This window comes from Parabacteroides timonensis (assembly GCF_900128505.1).
Classification (GTDB): domain Bacteria; phylum Bacteroidota; class Bacteroidia; order Bacteroidales; family Tannerellaceae; genus Parabacteroides; species Parabacteroides timonensis.
This window is the reverse complement of sequence record NZ_LT669941.1, coordinates 682,170-694,427: the sequence shown is the minus strand read 5'-3', so window position 1 is coordinate 694,427 and position 12,258 is coordinate 682,170. Positions and strand designations below refer to the sequence as shown.

Annotated in this window: 9 protein-coding genes; 8 read left to right on the top strand and 1 reads right to left on the bottom strand. The window is 38.5% G+C overall.

Annotated features, from left to right (window positions below; all coding sequences use genetic code 11):
* Nucleotides 1–88: 88 nt before the first annotated feature.
* On the bottom strand, nucleotides 89–2,557 hold the full coding sequence (locus BQ7394_RS10385) for an alpha-L-arabinofuranosidase C-terminal domain-containing protein (RefSeq protein WP_075559973.1): 2,469 nt from the start codon (nucleotides 2,555–2,557) through the stop codon (nucleotides 89–91).
* Between the two features lie 193 nt (nucleotides 2,558–2,750).
* Between BQ7394_RS10385 and BQ7394_RS10380 the strand changes: the two genes are divergently transcribed.
* Genes BQ7394_RS10380 through BQ7394_RS10345 form a run of 8 tightly spaced genes read left to right on the top strand, consistent with a single transcriptional unit; the run spans nucleotide 2,751 to nucleotide 12,256 of the window.
* A complete protein-coding gene (locus tag BQ7394_RS10380; RefSeq protein ID WP_075559972.1) occupies nucleotides 2,751–3,116 on the top strand; it encodes a response regulator in 366 nt (121 codons plus the stop codon).
* A gap of 34 nt (nucleotides 3,117–3,150) precedes the next feature.
* Nucleotides 3,151–4,317 carry a sugar transferase gene (locus BQ7394_RS10375; RefSeq protein ID WP_075557371.1) on the top strand — a complete coding sequence of 389 codons (1,167 nt, stop codon included), beginning with the start codon at nucleotides 3,151–3,153 and terminating at the stop codon, nucleotides 4,315–4,317.
* Nucleotides 4,318–4,328: 11 nt separating this feature from the next.
* Entirely contained in the window at nucleotides 4,329–5,096 is a 768-nt protein-coding gene (locus BQ7394_RS10370; protein WP_075557370.1) for a TolC family protein, read from the top strand.
* A 2-nt stretch (nucleotides 5,097–5,098) separates the two neighbouring features.
* On the top strand, nucleotides 5,099–7,255 hold the full coding sequence (locus BQ7394_RS10365; protein WP_075557369.1) for a GumC family protein: 2,157 nt from the start codon (nucleotides 5,099–5,101) through the stop codon (nucleotides 7,253–7,255).
* A gap of 8 nt (nucleotides 7,256–7,263) precedes the next feature.
* A complete protein-coding gene (locus BQ7394_RS10360) occupies nucleotides 7,264–8,718 on the top strand; it encodes an O-antigen ligase family protein (protein ID WP_075557368.1) in 1,455 nt (484 codons plus the stop codon).
* On the top strand, nucleotides 8,715–9,953 hold the full coding sequence (locus BQ7394_RS10355; RefSeq protein WP_075557367.1) for a glycosyltransferase family 2 protein: 1,239 nt from the start codon (nucleotides 8,715–8,717) through the stop codon (nucleotides 9,951–9,953). The genes BQ7394_RS10360 and BQ7394_RS10355 overlap by 4 nt, the downstream gene beginning before the upstream one ends.
* Nucleotides 9,950–11,062 (top strand): glycosyltransferase family 4 protein, encoded by a 1,113-nt coding sequence (locus tag BQ7394_RS10350; RefSeq protein WP_075557366.1) that lies wholly within the window; start codon nucleotides 9,950–9,952, stop codon nucleotides 11,060–11,062. The genes BQ7394_RS10355 and BQ7394_RS10350 overlap by 4 nt, the downstream gene beginning before the upstream one ends.
* Before the next feature lie 12 nt (nucleotides 11,063–11,074).
* Entirely contained in the window at nucleotides 11,075–12,256 is a 1,182-nt protein-coding gene (locus BQ7394_RS10345; protein WP_075557365.1) for a glycosyltransferase, read from the top strand.
* The last annotated feature ends 2 nt before the right edge of the window (nucleotides 12,257–12,258 follow it).

Below are 12,258 nucleotides of genomic sequence, written 5' to 3'. Positions count from 1 at the left end.
CCTAAGAAACCCACATTAAACGTTTGAAAGCCATTTCTACGAAGCAAGGAACCAACTTTCACCATTTAAACGAAGTTCCCAGATTTGTTTAGTCAATCTGCAGTTTCATGATTGTAATCGAATTCGGAGGGAATGAATAGACTATCGGGCCTCCCAAAGAAAAAGATATTTCTTTCTGTACGGGAACGATCTTTTCCGGTTCTGAGAATGTATTACGTCCCAAAGGATCCCCTGTCAGTTGAATGATCTCCGCATTGTTTTTTATGCCGACACCTTTTATATCCAACTCCGTTTTTTCTTCATGGCGAGTCGTGTTTATCACCTTCAGCAGTATCACATTCATCTCTTTATCCAAGGTCGCAACAGAAACCAGCGATGGTAACGGAGGTAATACGACCTCATATATCTGTGTTCCATCCACATAACAGCTGATAGTTTCATCTTTACAGACTATTTTTATATCATACCAGCGATTGCTTTCAAAAGAATGAGCGCGGGGAGAACATAACGTATCTTTCACCGCACCTGCCTGACGGTATAACTCGCATGAACCGGGAGCTATCGACAGGGCTATATGATCGTTTGCTTCTCCATCCTTACCATTATCACGAACGCGAAGCTGGATTTGTCCGCTGCCTTTCGTTCGCCTGATCCGCATAGACAATGTATAATCGTGGGCCGTCGAATCCCCCATTAACAAATAATTCCAACGGTTAGGAACCGGAATAAGTCTTCCTTCTTTTACATCCCAGCCTCCACTTTTTACGGTAGCATCAGTGACTGGTTTATCATCGATTCGCACATCCTCAAAATCATAACTGTTATCAAATAGCTCTATCGAAGCGCGACCGAAAGTCACCTGTGGACGACTATACGTATCGACGTCTGTTTTCAGCAATTCATCTCCCCGGTTATTGGCAAACATCTGCATCATATAAAAAGACGGTGATCCCACCACCTGGTGGTTATTGAATGAAAGAGCAGGATACCGCTGAAATTCGTAATTTACATTGCCCAATACCGGAGCATACGCCAGACGCTTCACAACTTCCGGACTATTTTCGACTCCGGCAAGAAAGCAGGCCTCTCCTATCGCTGCACGCAGAGTCCCTTGCAAGGAAGCATCTCCCATACTGAACTCACCGATAAAAATAGCCGGAAATCTCCGCAAATACTGCCCGGTTTCATACCTGTTATGATTGGCTATCAGGAAATCTTCTCCCGAATAAAAATGATAATCAGTCCATTCTGTCCGGAGCTGTCCGGATATCGGCGCGCTTTTTATAACTGTTATCTCCGGATAAGTCTCATTGATCGCTTTTTTAAAAAGTTCAAAGCGTTTGGAATACTCCTGCCCGTAGTTCTCACTTCCGATCTCTATATATTTCAAATTGAAAGGTTCCGGATGTCCTGATTTAGCACGCATAGCTCCCAAAGTCGAATCGACAGGTGCATTAGCATAGGCTATTGCATCCAAAGCATCTTGTACCAATTTATTCATAGCTGTTATATCTTCATAACGCGGACGACGGCTTTGGCTCGTTACTCCACTGTTAATCACATATAAAGGTTCGGCTTTCAAATCCTCGCACATCTGTAGATATTCGTGGTAACCCATTCCATTCGTCGAACCATAAGCCCATATATTCCAGAAATGTTTACGCTCAGCAATATCTCCAACAGTTTCACGCCAAATAGGATACGTTCCGGCAGTATACCCTTCCACAAAACTACCTCCCGGAAAACGGATAAATTGAGGCTTCAGTGAAGCTATCTTTTCCATAAGATCAGGACGCAAGCCATTAGGCCTGTCATTCCATGTTTTCTGTGGAAATAATGAAACAACATCCAGCCAGAAAACGGCAGAACTATCTGAAGTAATAGCAAGAACAGCATTATCCGTATCCTCCGTTGCAGTAAAGGTATGTTTGTATTTTCTCCATCCGAAAACTGTAGATATTTTAAAAACATCACTCAATGTCGATTCAACGATCGAATCAGCCAAGGCAATATTTATTGTTTTTGGAGTTATTGTCGCCCCTTTCATATATAACGACAACTCATATTTCTCCCCTTTACGTATGGAAAGCCCGTTATATCCTGTAGCAACAACCCCTCCTCTGCCCGACTCAGGGGTTACAGAGGCTGACACCAACAAAGAACGGCGATTTTTATCGTTGATCAGCTCCTGATTATCCGGCCACATATATGTACTGACTGAAATACGACGCCATCCCGGAACGGAATCTGAACGCATAAAAGGAATAGTCCAGCCATTAGGCGTGATCAAAACATTACGGTTTGCATCATATGGGCAATTCAGAGGAGGTATGCCTTCTTCAAAACTGCGGTTTTGTATCATTTCCGCATAAATACCTCCTTCAATAGCATGATTAATTTCTTCGATGGTCAATCCATACAATTTTTTATTAACAGGTACAGAAAAACCATCTACATCAACTGTTATTGAAGAAGTAACAGGCATTTCCGGCTGACATCCGGAAGAGAAAAAAACAAGTATTACACTTATACTTAATATCTTAATGGGTATATTCATATCAATATTTATCAAATCAAGAGCACGATAGAATTTCACCCTGCAAACTTAAAGAATAAATTTCATATATATTATTCTTTACAATAAAGAGTATTCGCTCATAAAAACCATTGAAATTTATATGCTTTATCAAATTATTGTTCTATTTTTGTACTGTAGAGAAAATAAAAAACTGCAATATATACAAAAAAGCATGAAGAAGTCGATTCTTTTGGTTGATGATAAGCCTGAGATAGCGAAGATTATAATGCTCTATCTGTCCTCATTATATGATGTCAGATATGAAGAGAATCCTATTAAAGCAATCACATGGCTCAATGAAGGTAACATGCCGGACGGAATTATTTCCGACCTTAATATGCCGGAGATGAACGGAGAGGAGTTTTTATGTTATTTAAAAGCAAATGCACTTTTCAGTCATATCCCTGTACTGATTCTATCGAGCGTAGAAAGCAGTTCTAACAGAATACGTCTATTTGAGGAAGGTGCTGAAGATTTTATACTGAAACCTTTTAACCCCGAAGAATTAAGGGTAAGGGTTAAAAGGCTATTGAGATAAATAATAAACACACTAGGGTTAATATTAAACTTGTATGGAGTACATTTTTTGGGGGAATAATATTCCTTTGGCTGCTCATTTGCGGGAAACTCTGCAGTGCAAAATTTCTGAATGTATCACTTTCCTGCAAATAAAATCAAGTTTATCCTCTATAGGAGAGATTGATTTCTGCGTATTTCTTGAGAGGCAAGAAATGGAAACAGACATACCTACAATTACTCAGCTCCATAAGCTATATCCTGACTTGTATATTATTTTAATTAGTGACAACCTAAAAAAAGAAGATAAGATACCTTATCTGAAAGCAGGTATTGATTGTATGATCTCTAAGGAATCGTCAAAGGAAGACTTACAAAAATTACTATCTGTTATTAGCGATTTCAAGAAAAAAGCCAAAATCAAACGAGAAAAACAAATATCTTTAGCAGAGTTCAAACTACCTATATGGAAACGAACATTTGATATTCTGGCTTCTTCCACAGCTATCCTTATGCTATTTCCCATATTAGTAACGACGGCTCTTCTCATCAGATTAGAAAGTAATGGTAAAATTGTGTACAAATCAAAACGGGTTGGTTGTAACTATAAAATTTTCGATTTTTATAAATTCCGTTCAATGTATTCGGACGCAGATAAGCGACTTGCTGAATATAAAAAGCTGAATCAATATACCAAAGAAACGTCTGAAGAAGAGATCAAAGACTCTTCTTCAGCTCCTGAGATATCTCAGGAGACACTTTTAGCTGATAATGACCAGGATATCCTTCTATTTTCCGACAATTTAAGTACATCTGAAAACAATTACCTAAAAACAAAACGAAATGAGCGTTCTAACGCTTTTTTCAAAATAGAAAATGATCCGCGTATAACCCATATCGGTCACATCATCAGAAAATATAGTATAGATGAACTTCCGCAACTGTTCAATATACTAAAAGGTGATATGTCTGTTGTAGGAAATCGTCCTCTCCCCCTTTATGAAGCAGAATTACTTACCAGTGATGAATATGTGAAACGCTTCATGGCTCCCGCCGGCCTAACAGGACTTTGGCAGGTTGAGAAACGCGGTGGTGCAGGAAAGATGTCTGCCGAGGAACGAAAACAACTGGATATCAAGTACGCGAAAGAATTCTCTTTTCGTATGGATATGAAGATCATTTTCAAAACATTTACTGCATTCATCCAGAAAGAGAATGTGTAATAGCAAATACCATGAAAAAATTACTGATATTCATATTCCTATTTATTTATATATCATATAACTTCGGACAAGATAAAATAACGACAGTTAAAAATGATATATCTGCAACAAATACAGACTCTATCCAATCGGTATTAGATAATTACGAGCACGTCGAATTACCTCCGCTTTCCGTATTCCTGGCATCGGCCTACGACCATCCCTCTGTTCAGATATTTGAAGCTAAGCGGGATGAAGAACAGGCTACTTTAAAAGATGCTCAAAGTAAATGGCTTAACTATTTCCGTATCTCAGGCTTATACCAATACGGACAACTGGCAGCTCTCAGCAAAAATACGGATATGGAAAGCTCAATGTATGCGTTCGACACCAAAGCTCAAAATCAATTTAATATAGGAATGGTCTTATCTGTTCCTATTGGTGATTTATTCGGACAAAAGCAAAAGACCCGAGCCCAAAAAGCCCGACTTCGTCAAATAGAATATGAATATGAAATATCTATTGAAGAAAGAAAATTAAAAATCCTGGAAGCGTATAATCAAGTTGTTCAACAATTGGCTGTACTGAAAGCAAAATCGGATGCAGCAGCATTATATAATGCACAAATGAAAATCTCCGAACAAGATTTCATCAATGGAAAAATCAGTATTATCGACCTCTCGCTGGAAAGAAGCAGACGTTCGTCAGCCGTCGTTTCTTATCAGGAAGGACGAGCAGCCCTACATAATTCCATTACATTATTGGAAATGCTGACAAACGTAAAAATAATGAATAAATAAATATGAATGTACCCCTTTATATAGTACGTTTTCTACATAGAATACGCTATCAAATAATTTTTGGCAGTTTGATAGTAACAGCTTTAGTGGCCTACTTTTCACAATTTATTCAAAAAAAATATACAGTAAATACCAGCATATATACCGGTATCGCTTCTACTTCAGGATTAGAGGATGACAATAAATTAAGCTTTTTTGAATTAAACAGTACTTTTGACAACCTTATTAATCTGACAAAAGCCAAAGGAACCCTGGAAAAAGTTTCGACCCGTCTATTTGCCATAAACATGATAAATGGAGACCCGGAAAAAGACAATCTTTATATTACTGCCAAGAATTACAACGCATTAACCAAAATTGTTCCGGAAGAGGTTACAAAGTTGATCGATAAAAAGTCGTTAGATAAAACAATTGACAATCTGAATAAATATAAAAAAGAGGAACCCGGTAATTTCTTATTCGGTCTTTTTAACTGGAGCCACCCGAATTACAGCTATAATGCACTTAAATCTGTAAATGTAAAACGCATAAACAACAGTGATCTGATTGAAATATCCTTTCAATCGACGGATCCGGGCATAGCAATGAATACCGTAAAGTTGATCACAGAAGAACTAATGCAATCATATGATGGAATACGCTATAAATCAGCGAATGATGTAGTTTTATATTATGAGAAAGAGCTGAAAGTATTACGTAGTAAACTTGATCAGATGGAAAATTCATTAACCGAATATAATATTGACAATAAGGTAATCAACTATACCGAACAAACAAAAGCAATTGCTATTGCCTACACCAATTATGAGGATCGGTATGAAGCGTCTTTACGAGAATATGAAAGTTCATCCAAGCTGATAGCTTTATTAGAAGGACGAATGGACACACGCTCGAAGTTGTTCAAAACAAATACCGAATTTATTGAAGCCTTAGATCGTGTCTCAACTATCAATGGAAAAATAACGGAAATCGAAACATTCAGTAGTAATAATACCCAAGATAATAATCCGGAGTTACTACAATACAAAGAAAAAATGAGTGAAACCGAAAAAGAAATAGAAAAACTTTCTAATAATATAAACGAATATAAATATACAAAAGAAGGTATCGCTATTGAAACCATGGTTGATCAATGGTTGGCAGAAGTGATACGAAACACAAAAGCAAAAGCCGAACTGGAAATACTTAATAAAAGAAAAAAAGAATTTGAAGAACAGTATAAGACATACTCTCCTATCGGAACGCAGATAAACAGAAAAGAACGTGAAATACGCATTACCGAAGAATCTTATTTGGAAGTGTTGCACGGATTAAACCTGGCAAAGCTGAAACAAAAAAATATTCAACTAACCTCAGCAACATTGAATGTAATTACACCGGCGACTTTCCCTTTGATAAGTGATGGAAGTAAACGTGCGATTTTAGTTATAGCGGCATTTATGGGTAGCATTATTTTTATCATCGGATGCAATCTGGTCATAGAATTACTGGATCGAACCTTACGGGATGCAGAGCGCACGCAACGGCTGACCAATACGCCTGTTTTAGGTGCATTTACAGGAAATATGCAATTAAGATTCCGCGGTTACAGAAAAGCATGCAACCGAATATCTGCCGGTTACGCCTGTAATAAGTTAAACAGCAAATTGACAGCCGTAAAACCAATGATTATCAATTTGATAAGTTTAGAAGAGAAAGAAGGTAAAACCTTTGTAGCCAACTACCTGAAAGAAGAATGGGAAGAGCAGGGATTAACGGTCAAATATTTAATAGCCGGCAAAGACTTCCGATTAGATCCGTCTTATTTATTAGCAGAAGGATTCGATCGTTTTTTAACAGAAGAAAAGAGACCCAACATCCTGCTAATAGAATACCCGGCTATTTTAAAGAGCAATTTACCGACCTCTTTACTCGACCAGGCCTCCTTCAACATCGTTGTAACCAATGCCTGTAGGGTTTGGAAAAACAGCGATGAAGTTGCATTAAATCATTTAAAAGAAAGATCCGGCTCCGTGCCACTGTATATTTATTTAAACAATGCTACCAGAGAAGCCGTAGAAGACTTTACCGGGCCGCTTCCCCCCTATTCGTCTATGCGAAGTCTCAGTAGCAGACTATTGTATTTGGGATTAACGACTCATAATACTGCTGTCAAATAAAATCACATATGGAAGATAATACAGGCACAATACAAATGAGATTTTTCCCGATACTTTTACTATTGGGATTAACCGGTATTGTCATATCACTGCTTACCAATAACATGGCTTTATTAAGCGGACTGATTTGTTTTCCCATCCTGCTGATTACCTGCTATCAAGTATTATGTAGACCGATCATCTTATTCTTAATTATATTCACCATCAACTATTACTTGATGGGATTAACACGATATGTCAATTTAGACGGGATCAGTTTTCTGATGGATATTTTAATGGCATTCACTTTACTACTTATTATTGTTCACAGTGCCATTCTAAAAAATATCGAATGGAAATATGGATTCAACACACTTACGATAGGATCTTTCGTATGGATGCTTTATTGTTTAGCCCAAATTCTCAATCCGTCAGGTATGCTTCAAGCCTGGATTTTATCGAGAGGATTAATCATAAACGGATTCATTATCTCATTAGTCGTTTCGTTATTATGTGTCAAATATAAGACTGTTAAAGTAATATTGTTTATGTTATCTATTTTTGCATTGACCGCATTTCTTAAAGCCGCCATGCAAAAGTTTATCGGATTTGACAGAGGCGAACAATTATGGTTAAATCGGGGAGGAGCTTTAACCCATTTAATAGCCAGTGGCACACGTTACTTTTCTTTCTTTACCGATGCAGGAAACTTTGGTTCTAACCTGGGATGCACAGGTGTTATTTTTGCCATTGCAGCCTACTATATTCAATCCAAACCTTTCAAGATCTATTATGCAATTGTCTCAGTAGCCAGTTTATATGCTATGTTCCTATCAGGAACTCGCGGTGCACTGATTGTCCCTTTAGGAGGGTTAGCCTTATTCACGGTCTTGAGTAAAAATATCAAAATAATGGCAATAGGAAGTTTCAGCCTGTTATTTATCTATATATTCTTTGCTTTTACAATGATCGGGCAAAATAATGCACAGATACGACGAATGCGTACCGCATTCACACCGACAGAAGATGGCTCCTTTAATGTTCGTCGTGAAAATCAAGCTCGCTTAGGAGAATACCTAAAAAACAAACCGTTTGGAGAGGGGTTGGGGCTTTCCGGAGTGGAAAACCAGAAAATGTCCAATCGCTTTACAACCTCCATTCCACACGATTCCTGGTATGTGAAAATATGGGTGGAAACCGGTATAGCAGGCATTACGCTTTATCTCGGTTTTTTATTTCTCTCGATAGCACATGGTGCGTGGATCATCATGTTCCGTATAAAGAACAAAGAGCTCAAAGGGGTACTTTCCGCCTTTTTATGCGGAGTAACCGGTATGTTGCTCAGTGCCTATGGAAACGCTTTTTGGGGGCAATATCCCACTCCCATTATAGCCTTTACAGGGTTGGCCCTGGTATTAAAAGGAGCCTATTTTGACAAAGAAATAACAAGAAACAATAATAATCAAATAACACAACATATATGATAGAAGAAATATTACAGATAATAACAAGCTGGACCAGTAATAACGAAAAGCTCTTTAATATAGGAGATGCTGTTCTGTTTCTCATCTTCCTCGTATCGGTTCTGTATTTACTTGTTTTCGCTTTGTTCTCTCAAAAAAAGAGAACTTACACCTACCCTACTGCCAGAAAAAAATACCGCTTTGCCGTATTATTCCCGGCGTATAAAGAAGACTCTGTCATATTACACTCCGTTGAAGACTTTTTAAAGAACGAATATCCACGGGATTTATATGATGTCATTGTCATATCCGACCAGATGTCGGAAGATACGAATAAAAAACTATCCGATCTCTCGGCCAAAGTCATAGAAATAACCAATTCCCCCAGCACTAAAACCAATGCGTTGAGAAAAGCCGTGGAGTATATCGACAATGGAGATGTAAAATATGATATAGTCGTTATCCTAGATGCAGACAACCTGACGGATAATGATTTCCTGGAGAAAATCAATGATGCCTTCTATTCCGGTTGTTCGGCTGTCCAGACTCACAGGGTAGCTAAAAATAGAGACACGAATATTGCAGTTCTCGATGCTGTCAGTGAAGAAATAAACAATTCTATTTTCAGAAAAGGACATACACAGATCGGATTCTCTTCGGCATTGATCGGCTCCGGAATGGCTTTTGAATATGATCTGTTTAAAGAATGTATCATGTCTTCCAGGCACATCGGGGTGGATAAACAATTGGAACAAATCCTGTTGTTGCAAAATATATACATCGAATACCTGGAAGTCGTCTATACATATGACGAAAAAGTCGCCAATAAAAATAGTTTCTATGACCAACGTAGAAGATGGTTGTCCAACCAGTTGCATAATCTATGTTACGGACTAAAAAACATTCCATTAGCCATATTAAGAGGTAACTGGGATTATTGTAACAAACTATTCCAATGGATGATGCCTCCGCGGATCATCCTATTCGGTCTTATAGTCATTATTGCATTCATTATGACAATAATAAACTGGTCTTTAGCCATTAAATGGTGGGGATTGTTTCTTCTGCTATGCATAACGTTCAGTCTGGCTGTTCCGGATTATTTGGTAGACAAACGTTTTAAAAAGGCATTAGCCTCTCTACCTCTGCTCTTTATGCTTATGTGTTTAAACTTTTTTCGCTTGAAAGGGGCTAATAAAGAATTTATTCATACACAACATTCAAATAGGTCAAATCCTTCAAACACGTCATTATGAGAATAGCCATAGAAGCCCAACGGATATTCCGTCCTAATAAGCATGGGATGGATTTTGTAGCCTTGGAAAGCATACGGGAGCTACAACGGATCGATAAAGAAAACGAATACTTCATCTTTGTCAGTCCGGGAGAAGACCGTTGCTTAACCGAATCAGACAATATACACATCATTGAGTTGAAATGCCCAACCTATCCGTTATGGGAACAACTGGCGTTGCCCAAGGCTGTATCCAAAATAAAACCCGATTTATTACATTGTACAAGTAATACAGCACCGGTCAATTGTCCGGTTCCATTAGTACTTACTTTACACGACATTATCTTTTTAGAACCTCGACAAAGCGGTAATAAATCGCTCTATCAGAATATGGGATGGTATTATCGCAAACTGGTCGTACCCCGTATACTTCCAACCTGTAAAAAGATTATTACGGTTTCCCATTTCGAACGAAATCGCATCAAAGAGTCTTTAAGACTTCCGGAAGACCAGGTCGTTACTGTTTACAACGGTTATAGTCGTCATTTCTTCCCCCGCGAAGAGACCCGGACGGTGACACAGAAGTATATACCATCCGATCACTTCTTGTTTTTCTTGGGGAATACAGATCCTAAAAAGAATGTTCCACGCACATTAAAAGCCTATGCCTTATACCGAAAACAATCCAAAGATCCTCTTCCCCTGTTAATTGCAGATATCAAGGAAGATGTTTTGAATGCCCTTTTAAAGGAACTCGAAATAGAGGACATACGTCCTTTCATTTCTAGTCCCGGATACATACCTAACACAGATCTTCCCTACCTGTATAGCGGTGCTTTTGCATTTTTATACACGTCATTGCGAGAGAGTTTCGGTATACCTCTATTGGAAGCCATGGCCTGTGGGACTCCTGTCGTGACCTCTAATACCTCTTCTATGCCGGAAATAGGCGGAACCGATGCTCTGTTGTCAGACCCGACCCGGGAAGAAGATATAGCCGACAAACTGCTTTTACTGGAAAATGATCCGATGATCTACCGGCAACAAGTCGATTATGGACTTGAGCGGGCTAAACTATTTTCCTGGGAGAGCACAGCCCGGAATTTACTATCAATCTACCAACATATTTAAGTCCTTAAAAATATGATAAAAGGAAAGAATTTCATATTTACCGGCTTACAACCCTGGGACATCCCTATCGGTTCGAACGCCAAAGATATTGCGTTGGAAGTATCAAAACACAATAAAGTGCTTTATATCAATACGCCACTAGATAAAAAGACATATAAGAATCAGAGTCAATCGCCGGAATTTATTCAGCGAAAGAATGTTATTGAGGGCAAATCACCGGAATTAAGACAAATCAATTCCAATCTATGGATATTGGATTTCCCTTTTACAATCTGGCCTGTCAACTTTTTACCGGACGGTCCCGTATTCGACTGGGCAAACAAGAGGAATAACAAGCGTATGTATTCATTTGTCAAGAAAATATTGAAGCAGTTGCATTTCAATGAATACATCTTGTTTATGGACAATGATATTTATCGTAGTTTTTATGCCCGGGAGATACTCGAACCGGTCTATTCGATTTATTACCGGCGAGATAACCTGATATCCGCTTATTGGCAAAAGCATGCACCGAGGTTAGAACCGTTATTGTGCCGAAAAAGTGATTTGGTAGCAACTAACTCGATTCAGCTGGCCGAAGCTGTTTTACCGTATAATCCCAACACATTCGATATAGGACAAGGATTAGATCTCAGTCAATATGATTATAAAAAGAATTATCCTTTGCCGCAAGATATAAGTGATATGAAGCGTCCTATAATAGGATATGTAGGATGGATTACCAATCGCCGACTTGATGCCGATCTGATTTACGAAGTTGCCCGAAGATGTCCCGACTTATCATTTGCAATGGTAGGAGGAGAAGATGAATACTTCAAAACACATAAGCTGCACACCCTGTGCAATGTTTTCTTTGCAGGCGAGAAGCCTCAGAGTTGCATCCCTGCATACGTAGCAAGTTTCGATGTATGTATGAATCCTCAAAAAGTCAATCAAATTACGATCGGTAATTATCCTCGCAAAATAGACGAATACCTGGCATTAGGAAAGCCGGTCATTGCGACACGAACAAAAACAATGAGCATATTTGAAGACTACGTCTGGAATTGCACGAATGCCGACGAATATGTAGCAGCCATAGAGAAAGCATTACAGGCGCATTCTGCCGAACAGTCTTCACGCAGAATTGAATTTGCTCATACACATACCTGGGAAAATTCGGTACGTAAACTATATTCACACATAAACTTATAATA

Excerpts from the sequence above, each read along its gene's own strand:
- BQ7394_RS10385 (WP_075559973.1), bottom strand. The coding sequence starts at position 2,557 with ATGAATATACCCATTAAGATATTAAGTATAAGTGTAATACTTGTTTTT.
- BQ7394_RS10380 (WP_075559972.1), top strand. The coding sequence starts at position 2,751 with ATGAAGAAGTCGATTCTTTTGGTTGATGATAAGCCTGAGATAGCGAAG.
- BQ7394_RS10375 (WP_075557371.1), top strand. The coding sequence starts at position 3,151 with ATGGAGTACATTTTTTGGGGGAATAATATTCCTTTGGCTGCTCATTTG.
- BQ7394_RS10370 (WP_075557370.1), top strand. The coding sequence starts at position 4,329 with ATGAAAAAATTACTGATATTCATATTCCTATTTATTTATATATCATAT.
- BQ7394_RS10365 (WP_075557369.1), top strand. The coding sequence starts at position 5,099 with ATGAATGTACCCCTTTATATAGTACGTTTTCTACATAGAATACGCTAT.
- BQ7394_RS10360 (WP_075557368.1), top strand. The coding sequence starts at position 7,264 with ATGGAAGATAATACAGGCACAATACAAATGAGATTTTTCCCGATACTT.
- BQ7394_RS10355 (WP_075557367.1), top strand. The coding sequence starts at position 8,715 with ATGATAGAAGAAATATTACAGATAATAACAAGCTGGACCAGTAATAAC.
- BQ7394_RS10350 (WP_075557366.1), top strand. The coding sequence starts at position 9,950 with ATGAGAATAGCCATAGAAGCCCAACGGATATTCCGTCCTAATAAGCAT.
- BQ7394_RS10345 (WP_075557365.1), top strand. The coding sequence starts at position 11,075 with ATGATAAAAGGAAAGAATTTCATATTTACCGGCTTACAACCCTGGGAC.